This window comes from Altererythrobacter sp. GH1-8 (assembly GCF_043702085.1).
GTDB lineage: Bacteria > Pseudomonadota > Alphaproteobacteria > Sphingomonadales > Sphingomonadaceae > Erythrobacter.
Genome location: NZ_CP171690.1, coordinates 2744374 through 2768458, shown reverse-complemented (window position 1 = coordinate 2768458; position 24085 = coordinate 2744374). Strand labels below are relative to the sequence as shown.

The following is a 24085-nucleotide window of genomic DNA, read 5'->3' as shown; positions in this document are numbered from 1 at the left end:
GCTCTGAGTGATGAGCAATAATATGAAGGATGCTCCCAAGGGCCACCAACGGCTGGAGCGCAACGTCACTCTGATGGCGCTGGCAACGCTGGTTACGGTCGCGATTGGCGGCGTGGTTCAGATCGCCCCGCTGTTCTACCTCGATAACACCATCGAGAAAGTCGAAGGTATGCGGCCTTATACGCCGCTGGAACAGGCAGGTCGGGACATCTATATCCGCGAAGGCTGCTACACCTGCCACAGCCAGATGATCCGCCCGTTCCGCGACGAAGTGGAGCGCTATGGCCCTTACAGCCTCGCGGCGGAAAGCATGTATGATCACCCCTTCCAATGGGGATCGAAACGCACCGGACCAGACCTGGCGCGCGTCGGTGGACGTTATTCTGACGAATGGCATGTCCAGCACTTGAAGGACCCGCAAAGCGTGGTGCCGGAAAGCATCATGCCGCAATATGGCTTTCTGGCCGAGAATACGCTCAAGGTTCCGGATCCGGCTGGAGTGCTGACGGCGCTGAGCCGGGTGGGTGTCCCTTATTCGGACCGAGACATTGAAATGGCGAAGACAGACCTTGCCTCGCAAGGCGATCCGTTTGCCGATCCTGCCGATCTCGAAGAACGCTATCCCAAAGCGCAGATCCGCGACTTTGACGGGGATCCGACGCGCCTCACGGAAATGGATGCGCTGGTCGCGTATCTTCAGATGCTAGGCACGCTTGTCGATGTAAACAGCGCTGCTGCTCAGCAGGAATTGGCTGAGGAGACCGGCCGATGAGCGATTACGAAACCCTGCGGCACTTCGCCGACAGCATTGGTCTGGCGGTGATGGCAATACTGTTCCTGGGCCTTTGTGCATGGCCCTTCCGCCCCGGCGCACGCGATCGCAATCGCCAGGCGGCCCACTCTATTCTTGAGGACCATGACGATGGCGAATGAACCCGGCAAGGACACCCGCGTCGACCAACCCACCGGGACCGAATTTGTCGGCCACGAATGGGACGGGATCGAAGAACTCAACACTCCGCTGCCGCGCTGGTGGCTGTGGACCTTCTACGCAACTGTCATCTGGGCCGTTGCCTATGTGATTGCCTATCCTGCATGGCCGATGATCGACCGCGCTACGGAAGGTGTGCTGGGCTGGACCAGTCGCGGTCAGTTGGCGGAAGAGATGAGCGCAGCAGACCTCGCGAAACAGGGCGTTTTCGAACAGATTGCAGCGACCGATCTGGTCAAGCTTCCTGCTGATCCGGAATTGATGGGGCAAGCGGTTGCTGGCGGCGCTGCGGCCTTCAAGGTTAACTGCGTGCAATGCCACGGTGCAGGGGCAGCCGGTTCGCCAGGCTATCCCAACCTCAATGACGATGAGTGGATCTGGGGTGGCGACCTCGCGGCAATCGAAAAGACACTGCAGCACGGTGTGCGTTGGGAAGGCTCGAACCAGACACGCTTCAGCTTGATGCCGGCGTTTGGTGAGATACTGAGTGATGCGCAGATCACGTCGCTCGCGCGGCATGTTCTGTCACTCGATGGTGATGGTCAGAGCAGTGCTGTTGCAGCGGAGCTTTTCGCCAACAACTGTGCGTCTTGCCATATGCCCGACGGTTCTGGCAATCGCATGTTCGGTGCGCCAGCTTTGAACGATGCGATCTGGCTTTATGGCAGCAGCGAAGCCGCTGTACGCGCGCAAATCAAGAACCCCAGCCATGGCGTAATGCCGGGTTGGAAGGATCGCCTGGACCCTGTCACTATCAAAATGCTGGCAGCCTATGTCCATTCGCTAGGCGGCGGTGAGACCCTCCAAGCACAGCCTGTTGAAGCTCTGGCTGAGGATAATGCGGCGGAGACCGATGAACGCTCCTGACCTCAAGGAACCGAAAGGCAAACGCGATTGGTCGGAAGCGGTCAGCGTGGTGGCGCGCAAAAAGCCGTCACCCGCTGTCCCGGACAAGCTCTATGAGAAGAGCAAGACAGTCCATAACCAGCGCATCGACGGTCCGTTTCGGCGATTCAAATGGGCGGTGATGGTCGTCACTCTGGCGATTTACTATATCACGCCATGGCTTCGCTGGGATCGCGGGCCTTACGCACCCGATCAGGCAGTGTTGGTCGATCTCGCCAACCGCCGGTTCTACATGTTCGGGATCGAGATCTGGCCGCACGAATTCTACTTCGTCGCAGGCCTCCTGATAATGGCTGGCATCGGCCTGTTTCTTGTCACAAGCGCTGTCGGACGGGCATGGTGTGGCTATGCCTGCCCGCAGACAGTCTGGACCGATGTATTCCAGCATATCGACCGTCTGTTCGATGGCGACCGCAATGCGCGTATCCGCTTGGATAAGGCGCCGTGGGGGCCAGCCAAGATCGCTCGACGCACCAGCAAGTGGTCGGTGTATTTGGTGATCAGTTTCGTCACCGGCGGCGCTTGGATTCTCTACTTCGCTGACGCACCAACGCTGTTTGCTGACTTCTTCGCCGGCGAAGCGGCCCCGATTGCCTATGCGACCGTTGGCGTTCTGACGGCGACGACCTTTGCGTTGGGCGGTTTCATGCGCGAGCAGGTGTGCATCTATATGTGTCCTTGGCCGCGTATCCAGACGGCGATGCTCGATGAGAAGTCGCTGATCGTCACTTACAAGGATTGGCGTGGCGAAAAGCGCGGCAGCCTGAAGAAAGCGGCCAAGGATCCAGACGCTTACGGCGATTGTATCGACTGCCTGCAATGCGTCGCGGTATGTCCAACAGGGATCGATATTCGCGAAGGCCCACAGATCGGCTGCATCACTTGCGCACTTTGCATTGATGCATGCGACCGGGTAATGAAGGACATCGGGCGACCGCGCGGACTGATCGACTACGCCACGCTGGAAGATTGCAAGCACGAAGCGGCCGGCGGTACGCCGGTCTCGCCATGGAAGACTTTGCTGCGCCCGCGTACCCTGATCTACTTCACAATCTGGGGCGGAATCGGGGGTGCCCTGCTGTTCGCGCTTGGCGTCCGCAGCCATACGGATCTTACCGTATCGCCAGACCGAAACCCACCTTTCATGCTTCTGAGCGACGGTTCGGTTCGCAATGCCTACACTTTGAAACTGCGCAATATGGAAAGCCGCCCGAGGGTGATGGAGGTTGCGCTTGGCGGGCTCCCCGGCGGCGTTTTGTGGACGGACACGATTGCGCTCGAAAATGCCGGACGCAGCCAGGAGATTGAAGTCCCGGCCGATGCGACGCGCACAGTCCGCGCCTACGTGCTCGCGCCTGCCGATACGGATGAGCAAGGCTTCACCTTCACGCTGACCTCGCTTGATGAGCAACGCGAGAGCGATACCGCGGAAACACGATTTTCAACGCCAGGAGGCAACCCATGACCCGTGAATTTACCGGCCGCGATATGACAAAAGTGCTGGTGATTGGCTTTGGCATTGTCGTTGCGGTCAATTTCTTTATGGCCAGTCAGGCGACAAGCGGTTTCGGCGGGGTCGTGGTCGAAAACTCCTATGTCGCAAGCCAGAAATTCAACGGCTGGCTGGAAGAAGCAGAACGCAGCCGCGCGCTGGGATGGCAGGCCGCTGTTACTCGCGATGAGGCGGGATATCTCCTTGTCACGACGCAGGGCGTCCCGGCTCAGGCCAGCATCACAGCCGAACTGCGTCGCCCCATTGGCGAGCGTGAGACGGCAAATGTTGGGCTCGCTGCGCACGACACAGGCCAATATCGCTCGGTCGAGCCGATTAGTGCTGGTCGCTGGACTGCGCGTATCGTCATCGAGGCAGGCCAAGATCGCTGGGCAGAGGAAACACCAGTGCCATGAACGCGCATGTTGATTTTCACTCTGCCAATACGCAAGCGCTCATCGATACGCGCTTCACAGTGCCGGGGATGCGCTGTGCGGGCTGCATCGCGAAGATCGAGCGTGAACTGCCAAAGGTAGAGGGCATAGAACAGGCACGGGTCAATTTCTCCGCCAAGCGCGTGGCAATCCGGCATTCGGCTGAGCTTAACGAGACTGATCTAACCGCCGCGTTGCAGCGACTTGGCTTCGAATCTCAACGCGTCGCCGATAATCCCGTGGGCACGGACGATGGCGATACCCGCCGATTATTGCGCGCGGTCGCTGTCGCAGGCTTTGGCATGATGAACATCATGCTGCTGTCCGTCAGCATATGGTCAGGTGCAGGAGGCGCGACGCGCGACCTGTTCCATTGGCTTTCTGCAATCATAGCCTTGCCAGTGATCGCCTATTCCGGGCGACCGTTCTTCGCTTCGGCGTTGATGGCACTGCGTTTTAGGCGGACGAACATGGACGTGCCAATCTCCATCGGCGTTTTGCTCGCCACCGGCCTTAGCATTTACGAAACCTCGACTGGCGGCGGCCATGCCTATTTTGAAAGCGCTGTCATGCTGCTGTTCTTCCTGCTGTGCGGGAGGGCGCTCGACGCAACTATGCGCACTCGCACACGTGCAGGAATTGGCGCTCTGCTCGGACGGATGGGCAGGAGTGCGAGCGTTTTGCAAGCGGATGGATCTACCCGCCGGATTGTTGCAGAAGACCTCGAACCGGGCATGCTTGTGCTCGTTGCCGCAGGAGAAGCGCTTGCCGCAGATGGCGTAGTCGAGGAAGGGCAAGGCGCTGTCGACAACGCCATGCTGACAGGGGAAAGCGCGCCGGAAAGCGTGGTTGTCGGCAGTGAAGTCCATGCTGGCGCTATCAATCTGTTCGGCCCCTTGCACGTCCGCGTGACTGCGGTTTCCGGCGACACTGTGCTGGCGGAAATCGCACGGTTGATGGATGATGCAGGCCAGTCGCGTAGCCGCTATGTCCGCATCGCTGACCGTGCTTCACGCCTGTATGCACCCGCCGTGCACAGCCTTGCCGCGCTCGCATTTCTCGGTTGGATGATCGCCGGAGCAGGTTGGCACCAGTCGCTGGTTATAGCGATAGCGGTGCTGATCATTACCTGCCCTTGCGCCATGGGTCTTGCAGTCCCCGCCGCTCAGGTCGTCGCGTCAGGTGCACTCATCAAGCGCGGACTGTTGGTCAAGGATGGAAGCGCGTTGGAGCGCCTTGCGGAAGTCGATGTCGCGCTGTTCGACAAGACCGGCACGCTCACGCTCGGCGCGCCGCGCCCTGATATCTCCGGTCTGGACGAACAGACCCGCTCGATCGCACTGGGCCTCGCGCAGGCGAGTCGTCATCCTTTGAGCTTAGGCCTTGCCGATGCTTTGCGTGCGGCCGGGGTTCAGCCGGCGCAGGTTGAAAACGTTTCAGAGCAAGGTGGTCATGGCCTGAGCGGCCTGTGGCGGGACAAGTTGGTATCACTGGGAAAACCTGAGACCACGCAGGACAGCATGACCAGCGAGCTTCGGATCGGAACCTCGCAGCATATCCTGCGCTACACCGACCCTGTCCGTTCTGATGCGCGCAGCGCGATCGAGCAGCTCAAAGGCCTCGGCATTGAAAGCCGGATCGTGTCTGGTGACCGCAGCCGATCCGTTACGGATGTTGCTAACCAATTGGGCCTCTTCGCCCAGGCTGGCGCAAGCCCGCAAGACAAGCTCGCTATTCTCGAGACTTTGTCGAGAGCGGGACACAAGCCGCTGATGGTGGGCGATGGTATCAATGATGGACCTGCGCTGGCAGCGGCCCATGCATCGATCGCACCGGGAACGGCCAGCGATGCGAGCCAGCAGGCAGCTGATGCCGTGTTCATTGGAGAGCGCCTTGCTCCTGTCGCGCTCGCTGTATCTGTCGCACAGCAGACCATGCGCATCGTGCGCCAGAATTTCACTTTCGCGATCGGGTACAACATCCTCGCAGTGCCGCTTGCTTTGGCGGGCATGGTGACACCGCTGATTGCAGCCATAGCCATGTCACTGAGTTCGCTCGTCGTGGTGGGCAACTCGCTTCGGCTCGCGCGCGCGGGTAGGGATAAGCCATGACAGGACTCGCCTTCCTGATCCCTATCGCGCTGGGCATGGGGCTGGCAGGTCTTGCCGCGTTCTTCTGGGCAATGCGTAGCGGCCAGTTCGACGATATGGACGGCGCAGCGCAGCGCATCCTGATCGATGAGGACGAGGAATGAACGCCTCGATCCTCGCGATCGCGGCGCTGGTACCTCTAGCGATTGGTCCATTGCCACAGACTGAGAGATCGCTCGTTGTGACGCTGTGCAGCGGCGGAGAAATTTCCATCCCTGTGAGCGATGACAAGCCTGCAAAGGATACTCCCTGCACGCAGAAAGGCTGTCATGCCGGCACCTGTCGAGACCGCCGATCTGCGTTACGCGGTTGACCTTCAAGATATGCACAGCGCTCGCGCTTAATCAAACCGCTGATCCAGTCCTGCCAACAGCCCTTCCATTTGGGCAAATCCGCAAGAACGTGATGGCCTCCCGCTTCTCACCAGATGAATTTCGGCAGCGGACAACCTGTTAATCGAGCAGTTAAGTTGCTCGAACTCTCGGTAGAGGGACAATAAACTCAAGCCGAGGAAGGGAAGTTGCAATGAGGATTGGGAAGCTTCTGCTAGCAGGTGCAGCCAGCACGGTGTTTGCGGCTGTGCAGGTAACACCAGCATTCGCACAAGATGTGGATACCGATCCGCAAACCGAAGAGGCTGATGACAGCCGGGTTATCATTGTGACGGCGCGTAAACGCGAAGAGGACCTTCAGTCCGTTCCAATCTCAATAACCGCTCTGACCGAGGATGCGCTCCTCGAAGCCAACGCATACGGGCTCGAAGATGTCGCAGAGCTAACGCCAGGACTGCAGTTCCGCCAGCTCGGCGGCTTCAATGAGGTGACGATCCGCGGTCTTGCGCAGACCGACCAAAATTCGCTTCAGTCCAATGTCGGTGTGTTCATCGACGGCATCTTTCTCAACAACCGCGCATCAATCGAATTCGGCAATCTCGACCTAGGGCGCGTCGAAGTGCTCAAGGGTCCGCAGAGTGCGCTGTTCGGGCGCAACACCTTTGCTGGCGCAATCAACTATGTGACGAATGATCCTGTATTTGGTGAGTTCGAGGGGTCTGTTGAAGGCCAGGTCGGCAGCGATGATCGTTATGGTATCAAGGGATCTGTCAACGTTCCTATTGGCGATTTCGGGGCTGTCCGCGTCTTTGGCGGTCACAGTGAGTTCGATGGTACCATCAAGAATATCCGAGGGACAGGCGCTGACAATGTCGGTGGCTGGGACCAGCGTTTCAGCCTAGGGGCCAAGGGTCTCTTCGAATTTGGTCCGATTACTCTGACCGCATTTTATGCGCGCAATGAAATCGAAGAAGACACAACAGCCTTTGCCTTGGTCGATTTCTTCGGGAACACTGCCGGTAGTAATTATGTAGTGCCAGATGGCATGGGCGGTACGTTGTCACTTTGGACGGTCAACACCGGCCCATTCCCTGCACAGGACGCTGTCGATCTTGATCCGCTTGCGTTTGGTAACCGCGGGGTCTTCTGGCTCGCATACGCAAACCTAGATTTCGATCTAGATTTTGCGACCTTGACAGCGAACCTATCGAAATCGAAGTCGAGCTACCGAGCTGGCTTTGACTCGATTGGCCGAGAGAGCGCTAAGAACGAGCCGTTTTTCGGGAATTTCTCACGTCAGTTCCTGACAGACCTGACCGGTGATGCGGGCGAGCAGGATTCCTTCGAGGTCCGCCTCGCATCGAACCCAGGCTCAGCAGTCGATTGGCTGGTCGGTTATTCGCGCTATGAAAGCCTTACGGGCGGCGTGCTCTCAACGACTGTCCGCCTCGTCTCGGACCCAGAGACACTTTCAACCATCACTCGCGTCGAGGAGCGCGAAATTGTCGATGTCGATGCAGTGTTCGCTTCGGTCAACATCCCGCTTGGAGCCGCGCGGATTTTTGGCGAGGTTCGCTATACAGAAGAAGCCTATAGGCTTACGGACAAGGCAGACATCTTCTTCCTTCCGGTACTCAGCCGTCCGCTGACCTTCACGGAAACCGATTTTGACTTCTGGTCAGGCAAGATCGGTGCGGATGTTGAGATCAACCCTGACGTCTTGCTCTATGCCTATGCTGCGCGCGGGGTAAAATCGGGCGGTATCAATGGGGGGCGCGATCCCTCGGACGAATTCGGCACATTCGATCCCGAGTTCAACTGGACCTATGAACTGGGTGCCAAGACCACGCTGTGGGATGGTAGAGCCATAGTCAATGTTGCCGCGTTCTATATCGACTGGAGCAATCTGCAGGCGACGGCACCGGCAACATTCGCTGCAGGGCCAGTAACCGTCAACGGCACCGGTGCTTCATCCAAGGGCGTCGAAATTGACGCATCGCTGGACATTACGGACAACTTCAACTGGCGTATTGCGGGGTCGTATCAGGATGCCACCTATGACGACGGCTTCGTAGACGGCTCAATCGAACTGCGCTGCGGCGTGAATGGCGCAACTGTGGTCCCAGTTTCAGTCTGTAGTGCAGAAGTCGGCGGCAACCAGATTGCGAACTCCTCCGACCTGAATTTTTACACCGCGGCGAAATATACCATTCCTGAAGTCATTGGCGGTTTCGATCTCTACGGACGCGTGTCTTATTCATTCGAGGCCGGCAAGAGCCCGACTGCACTCAATCTGGCTGATACGGGCGACATCGAATTGGTCACCCTGCGGATTGGCTTGCAAGATGATAGGACAGAGATCGCATTCTGGGTCGATAATTTATTCGATGAAAAATACATCGCCCGAGCGACACCTATTACCGAAGCAGCTGCGAACCAGTTTTGTGCAAACTGCGGCATTTCCTCGACTCAAACGATCTTCGGTAATGGTCGGAGCTGGGGTGTAACAGTGAGCCGGGAATTCTGAGGAGATGACTACTATGAGCAGATCAGGAGACCAGGAACCAATCGCTCACGATTCCATCCGCCGTGCGCTGCTGGGTTCGATGGTTGGCCTTGCAGGGGCAGCAGCGCTTGCCCCGCTTGGCGGAAGCGCAAAGGCGCATGAACACGGCAAGGCGAAGAAGCCGAAAGAAGAGGCCTTTAATCCGACTGTCAGTCGGCCGCGCGAATTCCTGAATGATGAGTTCAACACGGGAACCCCGTGGAAGGCTCCAAAGACGGGCAATTTCGACCTCTCCGATCCGGTCGATAACAACCTCGCCAAACTGAAAATGACAAGCAATCTGGTTGGCGAACGCACTTATATCCCGATGCTCGCTCGGATGATTTTCGCGCGCGAAAACGATCCGCCGGTCATGGCCCTTGGTGTCGCATCCATGTTCACCTGGCAGCTTCAAGTCGCAACCCGCGAGGAATTTGGCGACGTGCCTGAAGGTACCGCGGTCTCGCGCTCGGCCTACACTGCGGTCTATCTCGACCCCGAAACGATGGAGCCGGTGACAGAGCTGAAGAACCAGATCACCGGCAAGATGATGCAGGTTGAAGACCTTCGCTTCGTCGAGAATTTCCTCCACTATCCGCTCGGCGGGACACGCATGGTCGGCGAGGAAGTCTTCGCCAATGATTCAGCCAGTGTGCCACGCATCTCGACGATCCGGGACTGGGGTGATGAGCTGATCCTGTATCTGGGCGGTCTTTATTCAAATCCAGGCATCCACCAGCCTCGCCTAACCGAGAACAACTGGACCTCTTCGAAGGCTGAGGTCATGGATCCTGATGCCGATCTGATCCGGACAAATTACTCTCTGATGGGGCTCAACAAGGCCTATGAGAAGGAGTGGACCGGCTTCACCACCGCTGATCCAGAATTCTTCGCGACCTTGGCCCGCGGCAAGAAAGTGCACTCGGCTGAAGCGCTGCCAGACATTCACAAGCGGGTGATCGCGGAACGCTATCCGCATCGGCTCTGATAAACGTGTCGGCGCCACGCAATGCGGCTGCGCCGACCAGACAGTTTTGAAAAGTGGATTGGTCCTCGGGAGAGAAGGAACAACGCACTTGGTCGTGTGCCAGTTGGAGATCGCCAATGAGCAAGAACACAAGCGACGACATTAGCCATTCGCCCAGCCGTCGCAGCGCCCTCAAGCTTGGCGGGCTGGTCGCGCTCGGGGCATTGGCAAAAATGCAAGTCTTGCCGGAGCCAGCGATTGCGCAGAACCGCACTCAGCCCAAGAATACATCCCTGGCCCCCGAGCTTTGGAAGAAGACTCCATGGGTGCCTGAAAAGAAGGGCAATTTCGATCTTTCGAAAATGTCCGACAACAACCTAGCCACGATGAAGATCACCAACAACCTGATGGGCGAGAAGACGTATATCCCCATGATTACGCGCGCTCTGCTTGGTCCGCAGGGGAAAGGTGGAGCGGCGTTCTATGGCCATGTCGGGATGTGGACCTGGCAATTGCAGGAGCTTGATCCGGAAGAGTATCCCGATGCTCCCGCAGGTTCGATGGTCCAGCGGGCGATGTACACCGGCATGATCCTTGATCCGCGAACCTATGAACCGGTAGAGACGGTTTACAATCACGTGCTGGATCGCGACGTGCTGGTCGAGGACTCGCTCTCGGCAGAAAGCTATGTCTTTTACCCACGCGGTGGCGGCGAAAGCGTCGACCGCGAAGGTTTCATGGAAGACGACGAAACCTCAAAGGCTCGTCTGCGCCCCATGGCGCGCTTCGGCGATGACATCTGCCTGTTCCTTGATGGCATTTTCTCAAGCGAGGGACCGCACCAGCCGCGAATGGACACCTCAACATGGACAATGGATTATGCCGACTTGATGCTGCCGGATCGCCAGCTGCGACCGGTTGACTACAATTTCGCAGGCTTGCTGCGCGCATGGGAGCGTGACTGGACCGGCTTTGACAAGCCTGACCAGACCCAGATGCTGTGGAACGTGAAGGGCACGAAGATTCACGATCTCGATGACATGCCGGAGATCATCAACCGCACGCTGCTTGCCAAATATCCAGACAGGATCTGATCGCCATGGACCGTTCTGAATTGAACTGCTTTGCGCAAACAGGCCTGACACGGCGAAAATTCTCGTTTGCAGCCACGGGGCTGCTCGGCCTTGCAGGCAGCGGATTTGGATCGAGCGCCTTGCTCGCCGCAGCTAGCCGAACTGCCAACCCTGGTTTTTTGTTCGACACTGGCCCTGAAGGGCGTTTCGACGACGCCAAGATCGGCGGCCCTTCTGTGCTGTGGAACGAAGAGAAACAGCAGTGGTGGATGTATTACTACGGCCGCAGCAAGCGCTTTCCGGAGGACATTGCGCCAAGCTTCGGGATGGGTTCGATCGGCCTCGCAACATCAGACGATGGCATTAACTGGCAACGTTACGAAGGGCACCTTGAAGAAGGGGCAATCTTTATCCCGAGTGGAGTGCCAGGAACCTTCGACGAGATCATGGTCGGTACCGGCGAAGTGCTGCGGCATGGCGACCAATGGGTCATGGCCTATTATGGTGGCGATTCCACGATCCCGATGGAAATCGACGGAAAGGAAGTCTGGCCCAGCTACCAAGGGCGCGGCTATCGTCTAAGGCCAGGAATTGCGACCAGCAATGACGGCATCCATTGGGAGCGCGTAAAAGGCCATGCGCCGATGGGCGCTGCGGTGGATATCGGCAATGCAATCTATGCGGCATTTCCTTCACTCATTCACGATGGTGAGCGGTTTCTGATGCAATATTCCGCGGTTCCCGTTGGCACGGCCTATTGGGAATCGCGCGTCGCCGCTTCGACTGATCTGGTGAATTGGAAGGATCTCGGGACAATCCACTGGGAAGATGGCGTCAAGATCTGGGAACGGCGCGGCATGGTCAGCCGCCAGATCGTGCCCAATTTCCTTACCGATGATGGCAAATGGCTGATGATCTACGGCGGCCTGGACGGGCGCTATTCGTCGATGTTGCGAGTTATGGGAGGCGCAGTGTCCGACGATGCAATCAGTTGGCGGCACATCACTGACGAACCCTTTTTCTATCCTTCCGCGCTTGACCGTTGGGATGGCGCAGGTGTCTCCATCGCCAACCTGGTTCAGGCCGGCGATGAGCTACGGATGTACTACTACGGTTTTGCCGATCCGCTGGTCAGCGGCAAGCCAACTCGCGGGATCGGACTCGCAGTAAGCACGGATGGGACACTGGAAGGGATGCAGCGCTTTGGCGAATGACATTAGCGAGATTGATCGCAGATTTTTTCTAGCAGGCACCGGGGCCGCCTTTGCCGCGCCGTTGCTTTCGACCAGCGTGCCCACCCGTGCGCATTCGGGCCATGGCGTCTCGGTCTTCGGGAAAAGCGGCAACTTTGATCTCGACAATCCCCGTGACCGCTTGCTTGCGCGGATCAAGATCAATGCCAGCCTGACCGGCAAGCGGGTGTATTTGTGGAACATGTCGCGGCACATGTTCTGCGAGCCGGGCAAGCCACCTTACCAAATCCTCGCCGAGCTCGAAGCAATGACGATCTGGATTGACGCGCCCGAAGAGGGCGCAACGGCAGGCAAGATCGGCGCGCTGTTCACAAGAACTCCGGTCGATCCGGCAACGTTCGAACCGATTTCAAGCTATGACAATCCTTATACAGGGAAGACCGTCAAGCTCGAAGATACGCTTTTCGGCGGGAACGGGTTTCCGGTGGATCCGGAGGTTGCCGAGCCCAATATCGTGTTCCAACAGCACCGCCCGCACTACCGGATGGGTGACGAGTTCTCGATTGTGAATTTCGACCCAGACAAAGAGCCAGGCGAGCACCAACCAAAGGTCGACAGCGCGGTCCTGACAGCAAATTATGCCGATGTGATGGACCCATCAACCGGCTCAGCCGATTGCAACTACAGCTTTGCTGCGAATTTCCCCGCTGACCGCTACCGTTGGGCCGACGTTGCGAAGGGCGATCCATCCAAGATTTTCACGCTCAAGGTAGGCAAGAAGGTTAGCAGTCTGAACGATGTCCCACCTGAGTTCCAGCGAACGCTGATTGCGCAGTATCCGGAGAGGTTCTGATCCTATGAGACGCCTTATCCATGTTGCAGGCGCAATGGCGATTGTGTTCGCAGTTCCCTTTACCGCTTTCGCCGATGATCACCTCGAGGTGGAGACCGCGCCGGGTGCCGAAGCAGAAAAGCGTACCTTCATGGTTGAAGGCGGAGGCGGCTTGCCCATCGCGGTGACGGTCGCTGGCAATCCCGAAGGCCCCGCGATTGTCTTCATGCACAGCCTGATGGGCAGCACGATGAACTGGGAGAAGCAGTACGAAAGCGATCTCGGTAAAACGCACCGGCTCGTTTCGCTCGACATGCGCGGGCACGGCGCATCGGCCAAGCCAGTGTTTGCGGGCTCCTACACCGATCCTCGCTTGCATGCCGAGGATATTGCTGCGGCGATCAAGGCCTCAGGTGTCGAGAAGCCAACCCTGGTGGCGTGGGCCTATGGCGGGCTGAATGTGATGGACTACGTCCGTCACTACGGCACAGACGGGGTCTCGGGCATTGTGCTCGTAGAGGCCAATGGTGGGCTCGAGCCAACCCCGGAGCCGATTAAGGATGCAGCGTATCGAGCAAGGATCGCGCGTTCGCAGTCGGCAGACCTTGCGACGCTGCGTCAATGGACGTGGGAATTCGGCGATTACCTGATGCGGGCTGGTCCGCTCCCACAGGAAGAGGCGGAAATCATTCGCACGTCCTCGATGCTGGTGCCGCATTGGGTGAGAGCAGCCATGCGCGATCGGCCAACCGACAACAGCGACCTTGTCGAGACGCTTGAAGTGCCTGTCCTGTTCGTCGTGACCGTCGAGGAGGGCATCGGTCGCGAAATGATTGAACGTATTGCGGGCAAACTGCCCGACGCGGAAATCGCAACTATCCCCAACGGCGGTTCGCTTAGTTTCTGGTATGAGACCGAGCGCTTTAACGAGATTGTGGCAGACTTTATCGCCGGGAAATGATCTCCGACGTTTGGTTCATATCACATAGCGGCCCTTGAACCGGTCGAGCACCAACGGCTTGATGAAATCGGGCAGGCGCGCAACGTTCTGTGTCTTCAACCCGGAAAGGTGGGTAATGATCTGCGTCGGATCGCCGCGCTCCACCCCCATCCAGGGATATTCCGCCGCGTACATGACCGAAGTGTAATCGCGCTTGCAGTCGATCGAGCGCTTGGCCGGATCCATGATGTCGTCGCGGGTGGAAGTCCAGTGTGCGACGTCAACGCGCGGTTGATGCGGGCCGGGTTGCTGCGAAGCACCGAGCACCGTGTAGGCAATCTCGTTGCCTGTATCGATGAAATGCTGCGAATAGCCGCCATCTCGATCCCAAGGCTGGTCGTAGAACTTCGGATCGACACCTGGAACGATCAGGCGACGGCCCAGACGCATGGTCAGCCGATCGGCGTAATCGACGCTGGGAACATCGATTGTCTTGCCGGTGTAGGGATTGAGCACGCGATCAAGTGGCGCCATCGTGCGTGGGTCGACATAGACCTGGTTAAAGGTGCCCCACAGCACATAGTCATGCTCGCTCAATTCCTCGCCGGGTGTGATTTCCTCGCTGGCGGGGGTCACGAATAACTGCACCAAGGTGACCTTGCCGAGCCAGGGAAAGGCAGGCTGCCCCGGAGGTGCGAGCATCACCCAGCCATATTGTGCAAGCCAGGAATACTCGCCAGCAAGATTGGCTTGCACCTTGGCGAAGGCGTGATGATTGTCGAGCGGGCGTGACAAGTCATAGGGTCCCGTGAATTCTGGCTTCCACCGCGGCAGAGCGTGAGCTTCTTTGGGCAGGCTCGTCGCGCGTGCATGCTCGCTCAACTGCTGGACGACCGCATCTTCAGCGGATTTCTCTGCCGTTTGCATCATCGCCATGACATCGATGGGTTGGACCAGAGCGATTCCTCCGCCAAACATCGCAAAGCCCTTTATCACTGAACGCCGCGAACTGACGGAATTTTCCATCCCTGAGGCCTCGGCGTAGCGGGGTTCGGCGGGTAGAGGGTCAAGCGGCATGGCATGCTCCGATTGTCGTGGAATCCAAGTCGCGGTTTACCTGCAAATTGCACGGGTCTCGTGCAGGCGGAGACGCACTGTTCGGCCAATGAACACGCGGTATGACAATTATCGGCTCGACGCTACACGGCGACAGTCTCGGCAATCTTTGCCGCTGCTGCTTTGCCAATGGCATGTGCCGTCGAAATCAGTGGCTCAGAATATCGTGCTATGGCTTCTTTCTCGCTCATCGCTTTATCGAAATAGACCAACGCCAATGAAGCTTCGAGGCTACCTTGGACCATCACAGGTGCGGCAATTGCCGAGGTCTTGCCGGGGTTTTCAGTGTGCAGCACGCGGGCATGGGTCGCGAACCCCTGTTTGCGAATGTTCTCCAAGTAGGCTTCGTCTCCAACGATCTGCAACGCCCACTGGACTTGTTCGTCTTCCGACTTTGCCGCGCTGTCCAAGATGATCTTGCGCACCTTCTCCTCGCAAAACGCAAGATAGGCCTTGCCGGCGCTGCAGTCGACTAAGGGCAGAGTGTAGCCGGGATAGTAATTCGCGAAGGTTTGGCTGGTCATGGTGTGCGTGGAATCCTTGACCATCATGCGATCGCCTACGCGAACCGACAAGGTTACCGGCCACAACATCTTCGCAGTCAGTTCGACGATATGCTCCCGCGCGCAAGCGACCAGCAGGTCTTGAGTCTGGAATCCACTCACGAGAGACCATACGCGTTGGGTCGGACGATACCGCTTGCGAGAGTTTTCCATCTCGATCCAGCCATCGTGGACCAGCGTCATGATCATGCGGTAGACCGTCGGGTAGGGGAGCCCGCAATCCTCCTTGACATCCATCATCGTTGGATTGCCCAGTCGGTTGATAGACTGGAGGATTTCGAACGCGCGGCTTACAGCGCGGACAGGTACGCCCTGTGAGACTTCCTGAGGGGAATTGGCCTTTTCCGTTGTCATGCTCGAGACCCCGTCCTTCCAACCATCGGACTAAGCGTGCTGCGGGACAGAGTTCCAGAATCAACCACGAGTCGCCGAAAGTAGCCTTTTATTCATAGCTTGAACAAATTTATGGCCGTGGGCGAGATTCCAAGGGTTTCAAGTTTCCTTTATTCGCTTGGCGAATTTTTATCTTCTAGAATGCGGGAGGCGGATCAGTCTTGATATCTACAGGCGATGCTTATCCTGCACCAAACTCGACTTTCTCGCCCTCTCCGCTTGCTTGCACCTGCTTGCTTCCTTGCTTTCGCGTTGACCGCTTGTGCAACTCCGACAAATGAGCGAGCAGAGCTTCTTTCGGTGGAAGATGCTGAGGCCCTTTACATGAAGCGCTTCAATAGCTTGGCCGATGGTGCAAGCGGAGGCGTGGGTCTTGGAGGATATGATACGCTTGAACCCCTGAAGGGGGCAGACCAACCTGCACCTATTCCTGTTGAAGCGGCTGCTTCACTGTCACCGACCGCTCTGGAAACTGCTCGCAGTTATGTCGACGGGCGAAATACGTCTGCTTTCATCGTTTGGCGCAATGGCGTCATCGAGCAAGAGGCCTATTATGGCGACGTTGGGCAGGATACACCCCTCGTATCGCGTTCGCTCGCCAAGCCGATCTCGGCCATCATTATCGGACGAGCCATCTCTGAAGGGTTCATTAAATCGCTTGATCAGCCAGTAGCCGACTTCATCACGGAATGGCGAGGAGATGAACTGCGTGAGCGGATCCTCATTCGCCATTTGCTCGACATGCGCAGCGGATTTTTGCCGCAAGCGCTTGCGGACAAGCCCGAGGACATCCTCAACCGAGCTTATCTCCACCCGCGCCATGATGAAATCATCATAAACGAAATGCCCGTGGTCGATGAACCTGGCTCTCGATACGAATATGCCAATGCGACAAGCGAGATGGTTGCGCCGGTGATCGAACGAGCGACTGGCAAGCGCTATGGCGAGTATCTCACGGAAGCCTTGCTTCAGCCGCTCGGTGCCAAGGGTGGGTCGATCTGGGTCAATCAGATTGGGGGCACAGCGCATTCAGGTTGTTGTGCGCTCTTGCCGGCGCGAACCTATCTCAAACTGGGCGTCTTGCTGCTTCAGGATGGCGTGTGGGACGGAAAGAGGCTGCTACCCGAGGGCTATGTCAGTGCCATGCGCACCGGGACAGAGCAAAACCCCTATTACGGGCTTGGTGTCTGGTTGCCTCATTCCTACGTCGAGCGGCGTGGCTATGCGCATCCCTCGGTTCCCTATGGCAAGGTATTCCACTCTGAACCCTATGCCGACAAGGACGTTTTTCTCTTCGATGGAAATGGAAACCAAGTTGTTTACATGGTCCCGTCAGCCAATATGGTTATCTTGCGGGTGGGAGGAAGAGCGCCAAAGGACGTCGCAGAATGGGATAACACGTTCCTACCCAATTTGCTGATAAAGGATGCTTTCAGAGAGAATCCTGCCGCTCTGCCAGAGCCGCAGCCGATGTAAGCGGGAGAGCTTTCCCGGCTTCGACCATCGACTGGCTCCTTCGTAGAAATTCACCTGTCGAAATTCGTGATCATTTGAGGTTCGTGCCGCCTTCAAGCCAGTAATGTTGGCCCCGTCTTGAATTATGATTGGTCGAAAGGTTGCCCAATGAACACTGCAGAAGCGGACTTGCGGTCTGTTAGATCCGAAGTTCAGCCCGTGCTTATTGCGGGAGGTGGACCCGTTGGGGCGACGCTCGCGCTTTATCTTGCTCAAGCAGGTGTACCCGTGATTTTGTTTGAAGGTGCCGAAGAGTTCCCATTGGATCTGCGCGCATCGACGTTCCATCCGCCAACGCTCGACATGCTCGACGAGTTGGGATTGACAGAGAAGCTGATCCCGCAAGGCTTGATCGTGCGTGAATTTCAGTTCCGTGAGCGCGCCTCGGGAGAAGCTTTCAGCTTCAATCTTGCGCGCTTGGCTGGAGTGACCAATCATCCTTATCGCTTGCAGTGCGAGCAGTACAAATTGGTTATGACGGCCGCTGAAATGCTTGAGCAGTATCCACATGCGGAAGTGCGGATGGGGACCAAGGTGCTCGGTTACTCGTCCACATCGGCAGGTGTGAAGGCGCTAGTGTTTGATGGCGAGCAGGAGCATTGCGTCCATGGCTCCTTCCTTGTCGGCACAGATGGCGCAAATAGTCGCATTCGTCACGCATCGGCCACGCTGTTCGAAGGTTTGACTTACCCTGAGCGTTTCCTAGTCGTCTCAACGAGGTTCCCGTTTGAGCGCGTTTTTGACCAGTTGCGATGGGTCAATTACGTGTCGGATCCGGACGAATGGTGCGTCCTTTTAAAGACGCGAGATCTTTGGCGGGTCCAGTTTCCGACTGATCCTGCCGCTGACCCCGAACAGCTCCTCTCCGATGCATTCATCCAGGACCGGCTGCAGCGCCTCCATCCGAAAGAGGGCGATTACGATATCGAGCACAGGACCTTGTACCGTGTTCACCAACGGGTTGCGGAAACCTATCGCGTCGATGATCGGGTGCTGCTTGCTGGGGATGCGGCGCATGTGAACAATCCGCTTGGCGGGATGGGTATGAATGGAGGTATCCACGATGCCTTCAGCCTAGGCGAAAAGCTCGTTGCGATTATCCGCGAAGGCGCTGATCGGCATCGCTTGCTCGATCTCTATGATGAGCAGCGTCGCGGCATCTGCATCGCGTTCATTCAGGCGCGGACCAAGGAAAACAAGCGGATCATGGAATCGAAGAGCACTTCGCTCCAGGAGGAACGGCGGAAGAAGTTTCGCCGGCTTGCCGAATCTCAGGAAGAGCAAGACGAATATCTACTTGAATCTTCAATGATCAAATCGCTGTGGGATAGCCTTGAGATCGGCAAGGAAAAGCCCGCTGATAAAGGAAGAGAAGCGGCATGAGCGCACCCTTATTGCTGACCGGTGCGAACGGACGCACAGGCAGAGCCATTCTCAAGGCACTTGTCTTCGCGAAAATCCCCGTGCGGGTATTCATCCGCGATGAAGCTCAGGCCCAAGACCTGCTTGAGATTGGTGCAAGCGAGTTCGCGCTCGGAAACCTGGAAGATGTGGATTCCATCTTCGAGGCAACCGAAGGCGCGTCCAAGGTGCTACACGTCGGACCGCCTATGTATGCTGGCGAGGAAGGCGCAAGCGCCGTGCTGATCGAAGCATCGCTCGCAGCTCAAGTCGAACATTTCATCTACTATTCCGTCATGCATCCGCTTTCGCGTGCGATACGACACCACCGCCTTAAACTGGAAGTGGAAGAGCGGCTCATCAACTCGGGGCTCACCCACACTATCCTCCAGCCATCGCGCTACATGCAGCATTTAGAGTCGATCTGGCCCCGCGTGACGAGCGAAGGGGTGCACGCCATGCCATTCGACATCGACCGGAAATTCAATGTCGTGGACTTGCTCGACCTCGCAGACGCGTGCGCCGTAGTCGCAAGCGATGATCTTTACCACTTTGGCACTTATGAATTGGCCGGGCCTGAAGCCCTTAGCCAAAGAGAGATGGCAACCATCATTTCCGATGTAATCGGCAAGCCTGTTGAAGCGAGCGCGGTACCTATCGAAGAAATGAAGGTGAAGGCACGCGCAGCGGGCGCAAGCGATGATCGCATCGAGCAGATGGAAATAATGAATAGGCATTACGACGCGCACGGATTTCGCTCGAATGCGGTTGTGCTCGAATGCATTCTCGGCAGGCCAGCAAACTCGTATCGTTCCTATGTGAAGCGTGTGCTTCAAGAGAAGGGCTTGGGGTGATGAGTGAAATACTGTTCGCAATCATCGCATATGACAACCCCGACAGCGATGCGGCTAGGGTCGAGCACCGCGAGGGGCACTTGTCCCATTTCAAGGCGCATGCTGCCCAGATTGCCGTTGCAGGTCCGATGGTTGGCGAAAAGTCAGGTTCGTTGGTCATTTACAACGCTGAGAACGCCGAAGAAGCGCGCGCCTTCATCGAAGCAGATCCGTTCCACGCAGCGGGGGTATGGGGCTCTATCGAAGTCATGCAGTTTAAGGCGGCAACAGGCACTTGGGCTTCTTGAGAGCTTAGCATGCTTAATCGCCACGCGATCTCAACGCAGGCGAAACAGGAACTATGCGCCGAGCGATGCATACATGCTATGATGAAGTCGGCTCGCAGCCAGGATGAGTCGTCGAGCAGAGGGGCCAGATAGAAGTGTCAGCGCGGATCGCGTTTCAACCCAACCATGATGAGGCGTCGCGGCAGGCTTTTGTCGCGAGCTTCAAGAAGTATGTAAACTTCGATGTCGAGAGCAAGCTTGGCGAAGTCTTTGACAAGCAGTTGGCCCCCAGTGCGGCTACACCGCCAGAAACGCGTGATGATGCCGCAGCCTTGATGGAACCGCATCCGCTTTATCAACTATGGGCTTCGCTCACCTTCCACAGCCAGAACCTGATGTGGAACGCAGTACAGGACACAACCGACAGGACCATCGACGAGCAGATCGATGCCTATCGCTCGCTCTCATCTTCGCAAGATCGCCGGGGGTCGGTTTCGTTGAGCGATGAGCTGCTCGTCAAGGCTCCGATTTCGACGACGGAAATCCATCGCCAACCCGGAGGCTATTGGCGCGAACGGCGTGCTGACGACATCGAAGTCGCGTTGAATTATGCCGGTACGGTCGACTTGTACCGTAACGCCAAGGGCATGGGGATCGGCTCCAAGCCAGCTGCTGACGCCATCGGCCAGTTCGTCGCAAGCATTGCCCGCAAGTACGCACCAGACCTCGAACCTGCCACGATCCTCGACATGGGCTGCGGCACCGGCGAACAAACGCTCGGCTACAAGCGTGCCTTTCCCGATGCAGAGGTGACCGGGATTGACGTCGCGCGCCCTTTCATCCGCTTTGCGCATGGCCTTGCAGAAAGTGAAGGGCTTGCGGTCCATTTTGCCGAGATGGATGCGGGCGCAACCCGGTTCGAGGATGAAAGCTTCGACCTCATCGTTTCCATCATCATGTTCCATGAGACAACTAAAGCGCAAGTGCATGATATCATGCGCGAATGCTGGCGGCTTGTCCGGCCCGGCGGCCTCGTGCTCCATCTGGATGTGCCATACCAGCCCGGACGGATGCCGTTGGTCAAGCAAGTGACCAATAACTGGCAGGTGCGGTACAATGGCGAGCCGTTCTGGAGCGGTTTTGCCAGTCTCGATATGAAGGAAGAGGCTGTCAAAGCCGGCTTTGACCCGGATCAGGCTTTTGCGACCTATGAAGGGCAGGCGCCAGCGATCTACCACTTCTTCGGGGGCAGGAAGCCGCGATGAGTGACTCAACCGAACAAACGGATACCGCAGGGGAATTTCCCTCAGGCCCGCGGCCCGGGGACCGCACAACGACATTCTTTGATGATCCGGTGAAGGACCACCTCCTTCGCTCGCTCGTCACGGTCACGATGGAATTGTCCGTGACGCGCGACCGTCTCGCAAGTCTGGAAACGCTGCTGGCTAAAAGCGGTGTAGTCGCATCCGATGCCATCGATGCTTTTGTCCCGGATATGGAGAGCGCGAAGGTGCGTGAGGCCAATCGCTCGAAACTGATCGAAGACGTGTTGGGCCCGCTCGTCAATCGACTTGCCCAAAGCAGCTAGGGGTTCCCCCACAATCCGTCAGGCGGATAATTAGCTTGCTTGATATGCCAAGCGCGCGCTTGCCGGGGCAGCGCAGCCCAAACGGTTCAATTCTCGCCTGGAGACTGCACTTGCAGATTGTAGATGTCCTCTTTGCGCCGACCAATGGAGCATTCTTTTACGACGACCAAGCCGCGATCCGCGAGGGGCGCGAGCATGATGGCGTTGCCTATCTGGGCGAACCGGTTACGCAAGGCTTCACCAGCGTTCGCCAGCCTTCGAAGGCCCTATCCATTGGGTTGATGCTCGACGATGGTTCCGTCAGTTGGGGTGATATGGTTAGCGTCCAGTACTCTGGTGCAGCTGGCCGCGATCCCCTGTTCGATCAGGAGCGGATCGAAAGTTTCTGCCGCGAAGTGATGGTCTCGCGGCTGCGCGGCCTCGATCTCGTCGAAGGCGCAAAGCTTTGTGACGAGGTCATGCGCTATCACGATGGCAAGCGCCTTCCGCTCGCTGTCGAATATGGTGTTAGCCAGGCCTTTTTGAAGGCAGCGGCGTATGCGCGCAAGCTTACTCTGGCGGAGGTGATCGCCGAGTGGCTTGGCCTTGCTGCGCCCACTGAGGCCGTACCGATCTTTGCGCAAAGCGGCGATGACCGCCGCAACGCCGTGGACACCATGATCCTCAAGCAAGTTGATGTGTTACCGCACGGCCTGATCAACTCTGCCGAGAAGTTTGGACGCGCGGGCGAGACCTTTGCGGATTATGTCAGCTGGGTTGCGCAGCGGATCGCGCAACTGGGTGCGGAAGGGTACAAACCTGTGCTCCATTTCGATGTTTATGGCTGGATTGGCCTTGGCGTCGGAACCGATCCGCGCGCCATTGCGGAGTATATTGCGAGGGTGGCGGAGCGCGTGCCCAGCTATACGCTCAACATTGAATGCCCCGCCGACTATGGAACCCGCGCAGCGCAGATCGACAATTACGCGGCGATTGTCGAGCATGTAAACCAACTCGCGGACAACGCGCGGGTCGTGGCGGATGAGCATTGCAACACGCTCGACGATATCGAGGCCTTCATCCAGGCCCGCGCGGCGCATGTGATTCAGGTCAAAACGCCTGATGTTGGCAACCTGCTCGACACAGCCCGCGCAATTATCGCCGCGCGTGAGGCGGGCATTGGTGCCTATAGCGGGGGCACGAGTGCGGAGACGGACGAATCTGCGCGCGCCTGTGTTCATGTTGCACTCGCTTCCCGCGCAACCATGATGCTAGCGAAGCCGGGCATGGGCGTTAACGAAGGTATCACGATCGTCGGCAATGAACAGGCCCGAACGCTGGCCACTATTCGTACCCGTCTGAGCAGGGAGCTTTCCGATGCAGGATGATCTGAAGGACGTTCTGGTGGTCTCGCTGGAGCAGGCCGTGGCCGCTCCTTATGCCAGCTCACGACTCGCTGATGCAGGGGCGCGTGTTATCAAGATCGAGCGTCCTGAAGGTGATTTTGCCCGCAATTATGACACTATGGTCAAGGGCGAGAGCGCCTATTTCGTTTGGCTCAATCGCGGGAAGCAATCGCTTTGCCTTGATCTGCGCGAAGAGGAAGACCTGACCCTCTTGCTGCGCATGATCGCGAAAGCGGATGTGTTCATCGAAAATCTGAAGCCAGGGACGCTGAAAAAATTCGGTGTCGATCTGGATGCTCTTTGCCAGACCCATGAGCGGCTTATCGCTTGCTCAATTTCCGGCTTTGGCGAGGAAGGGCCATATTCGACTCTCAAGGCCTATGACCTAATCGTGCAGGGCGAAGCGGGACTGTGCGCAATCACTGGCACACCGGAAGGTCCGGCCCGCGTTGGCGTATCGGTCTGCGATATTGCGGCGGGCATGACTGCACATGCGGCAATTCTGCAGGCGCTTTACCGCAGAGAACGGGAAGGGCGGGGAAGGCGTATCCGCGTCTCGTTGTTTGATGCGCTAGCAGACTGGATGAACGTGCCTTTCCTGCAGTATGCTTATGGTGGTTATGAAAACCGGCGCAGCGGCGTCAATCACCCTTCGATCGCGCCTTATGGCGCTTTCCCGACAAATGACGGCAAGCAGATCATCTTTTCAGTTCAGAATCAGCGCGAATGGCGTTTGTTCTGCGAGCACGTGATGGGCGATCTTGCTCTGGCGGATGACCCTTTGTTCAAGACCAATATGGAGCGGATTGACAATAGAAGCGATCTCGAAAGCCGCGTGCGCACGCGGTTTGCCCAGCTTGATATTGAAGACGCGATGGACTTGCTGGAACGCAGCGGAATTGCCTATGGCCGGTTGAACGGGATCCCAGAGCTGGCAGAACACCCGCATCTGCGGCGCATGTCGGTCGAGACCGAAGCGGGCGAAGTCCAAATTATTGCACCCGGCGCGGTTTATGGAGATGCGCCTTCTGATCGCTTGCCATCCATTCCCAGGATTGGTCAGCATTCTATTGATATCCGGAGGGAATTCACGACCCCTACAAGCTGGAATGAGCTCTGAGCGACAGAAAGTGTCCAGCGCCTTAGACA

23 protein-coding genes are annotated in these 24085 nt (G+C 57.5%); 21 read left to right on the top strand and 2 right to left on the bottom strand.

Annotated elements, in window-relative coordinates; all coding sequences use genetic code 11:
• The first annotated feature begins 10 nt into the window (after positions 1-10).
• From ccoO to ACG9DO_RS13335, 13 genes are all read left to right on the top strand, one after another.
• The gene (gene ccoO, locus ACG9DO_RS13395) at positions 11-772 is read left to right on the top strand and encodes a cytochrome-c oxidase, cbb3-type subunit II (protein ID WP_394728738.1); all 762 of its coding nucleotides are present in this window, start codon (positions 11-13) and stop codon (positions 770-772) included.
• A complete protein-coding gene (locus ACG9DO_RS13390) occupies positions 769-933 on the top strand; it encodes a cbb3-type cytochrome oxidase subunit 3 (protein ID WP_394728736.1) in 165 nt (54 codons plus the stop codon). The genes ccoO and ACG9DO_RS13390 overlap by 4 nt, the downstream gene beginning before the upstream one ends.
• The gene (gene ccoP / locus ACG9DO_RS13385) at positions 923-1858 is read left to right on the top strand and encodes a cytochrome-c oxidase, cbb3-type subunit III (protein WP_394728734.1); all 936 of its coding nucleotides are present in this window, start codon (positions 923-925) and stop codon (positions 1856-1858) included. Before ACG9DO_RS13390 ends, ccoP begins: the two co-directional genes overlap by 11 nt.
• Entirely contained in the window at positions 1845-3362 is a 1518-nt protein-coding gene (gene ccoG / locus ACG9DO_RS13380) for a cytochrome c oxidase accessory protein CcoG (protein ID WP_394728732.1), read from the top strand. The genes ccoP and ccoG overlap by 14 nt, the downstream gene beginning before the upstream one ends.
• Entirely contained in the window at positions 3359-3805 is a 447-nt protein-coding gene (locus ACG9DO_RS13375; RefSeq protein ID WP_394728730.1) for a FixH family protein, read from the top strand. The genes ccoG and ACG9DO_RS13375 overlap by 4 nt, the downstream gene beginning before the upstream one ends.
• On the top strand, positions 3802-5934 hold the full coding sequence (locus tag ACG9DO_RS13370) for a heavy metal translocating P-type ATPase (protein WP_394728728.1): 2133 nt from the start codon (positions 3802-3804) through the stop codon (positions 5932-5934). The genes ACG9DO_RS13375 and ACG9DO_RS13370 overlap by 4 nt, the downstream gene beginning before the upstream one ends.
• The gene (gene ccoS / locus ACG9DO_RS13365) at positions 5931-6077 is read left to right on the top strand and encodes a cbb3-type cytochrome oxidase assembly protein CcoS (protein WP_394728726.1); all 147 of its coding nucleotides are present in this window, start codon (positions 5931-5933) and stop codon (positions 6075-6077) included. The genes ACG9DO_RS13370 and ccoS overlap by 4 nt, the downstream gene beginning before the upstream one ends.
• Before the next feature lie 421 nt (positions 6078-6498).
• Complete coding sequence (locus tag ACG9DO_RS13360) at positions 6499-8832, top strand: TonB-dependent receptor (protein WP_394728724.1); 2334 nt, start codon at positions 6499-6501, stop codon at positions 8830-8832.
• 13 nt (positions 8833-8845) lie between these two features.
• Entirely contained in the window at positions 8846-9838 is a 993-nt protein-coding gene (locus ACG9DO_RS13355; RefSeq protein WP_394728722.1) for a hypothetical protein, read from the top strand.
• Positions 9839-9954: 116 nt separating this feature from the next.
• Entirely contained in the window at positions 9955-10911 is a 957-nt protein-coding gene (locus ACG9DO_RS13350) for a hypothetical protein (RefSeq protein ID WP_394728720.1), read from the top strand.
• Between the two features lie 5 nt (positions 10912-10916).
• Entirely contained in the window at positions 10917-12104 is a 1188-nt protein-coding gene (locus ACG9DO_RS13345; protein WP_394728718.1) for a hypothetical protein, read from the top strand.
• Entirely contained in the window at positions 12094-12936 is an 843-nt protein-coding gene (locus ACG9DO_RS13340) for a hypothetical protein (protein ID WP_394728716.1), read from the top strand. The genes ACG9DO_RS13345 and ACG9DO_RS13340 overlap by 11 nt, the downstream gene beginning before the upstream one ends.
• 4 nt (positions 12937-12940) lie before the next feature.
• Complete coding sequence (locus ACG9DO_RS13335; RefSeq protein ID WP_394728714.1) at positions 12941-13876, top strand: alpha/beta fold hydrolase; 936 nt, start codon at positions 12941-12943, stop codon at positions 13874-13876.
• Positions 13877-13891: 15 nt separating this feature from the next.
• Here the strand turns inward: ACG9DO_RS13335 and ACG9DO_RS13330 are convergent, their stop codons facing one another.
• The gene (locus ACG9DO_RS13330; RefSeq protein ID WP_394728713.1) at positions 13892-14932 is read right to left on the bottom strand and encodes a hypothetical protein; all 1041 of its coding nucleotides are present in this window, start codon (positions 14930-14932) and stop codon (positions 13892-13894) included.
• A 122-nt stretch (positions 14933-15054) separates the two neighbouring features.
• Positions 15055-15888, bottom strand: a complete 834-nt coding sequence (locus tag ACG9DO_RS13325) for a helix-turn-helix domain-containing protein (protein ID WP_394728711.1) — start codon at positions 15886-15888, stop codon at positions 15055-15057.
• A 363-nt stretch (positions 15889-16251) separates the two neighbouring features.
• Here ACG9DO_RS13325 and ACG9DO_RS13320 point away from each other — a divergent pair, with 363 nt between their 5' ends.
• From ACG9DO_RS13320 to ACG9DO_RS13285, 8 genes are all read left to right on the top strand, one after another.
• Positions 16252-17403, top strand: coding sequence for a serine hydrolase domain-containing protein (locus ACG9DO_RS13320; RefSeq protein ID WP_394728709.1), 1152 nt, complete (start codon positions 16252-16254; stop codon positions 17401-17403).
• 147 nt (positions 17404-17550) lie between these two features.
• A complete protein-coding gene (locus ACG9DO_RS13315) occupies positions 17551-18825 on the top strand; it encodes an FAD-dependent oxidoreductase (RefSeq protein WP_394728708.1) in 1275 nt (424 codons plus the stop codon).
• Entirely contained in the window at positions 18822-19697 is an 876-nt protein-coding gene (locus ACG9DO_RS13310; RefSeq protein ID WP_394728707.1) for an SDR family oxidoreductase, read from the top strand. Before ACG9DO_RS13315 ends, ACG9DO_RS13310 begins: the two co-directional genes overlap by 4 nt.
• Positions 19697-19984 (top strand): YciI family protein, encoded by a 288-nt coding sequence (locus ACG9DO_RS13305; protein ID WP_394728705.1) that lies wholly within the window; start codon positions 19697-19699, stop codon positions 19982-19984. The genes ACG9DO_RS13310 and ACG9DO_RS13305 overlap by 1 nt, the downstream gene beginning before the upstream one ends.
• A 134-nt stretch (positions 19985-20118) precedes the next feature.
• Entirely contained in the window at positions 20119-21228 is a 1110-nt protein-coding gene (locus tag ACG9DO_RS13300) for a class I SAM-dependent methyltransferase (protein WP_394728702.1), read from the top strand.
• Positions 21225-21551 carry a hypothetical protein gene (locus ACG9DO_RS13295; RefSeq protein ID WP_394728700.1) on the top strand — a complete coding sequence of 109 codons (327 nt, stop codon included), beginning with the start codon at positions 21225-21227 and terminating at the stop codon, positions 21549-21551. Before ACG9DO_RS13300 ends, ACG9DO_RS13295 begins: the two co-directional genes overlap by 4 nt.
• A 110-nt stretch (positions 21552-21661) precedes the next feature.
• The gene (locus tag ACG9DO_RS13290) at positions 21662-22918 is read left to right on the top strand and encodes a methylaspartate ammonia-lyase (protein WP_394728698.1); all 1257 of its coding nucleotides are present in this window, start codon (positions 21662-21664) and stop codon (positions 22916-22918) included.
• The gene (locus ACG9DO_RS13285) at positions 22908-24056 is read left to right on the top strand and encodes a CaiB/BaiF CoA transferase family protein (protein ID WP_394728696.1); all 1149 of its coding nucleotides are present in this window, start codon (positions 22908-22910) and stop codon (positions 24054-24056) included. Before ACG9DO_RS13290 ends, ACG9DO_RS13285 begins: the two co-directional genes overlap by 11 nt.
• Positions 24057-24085 lie beyond the last annotated feature (29 nt).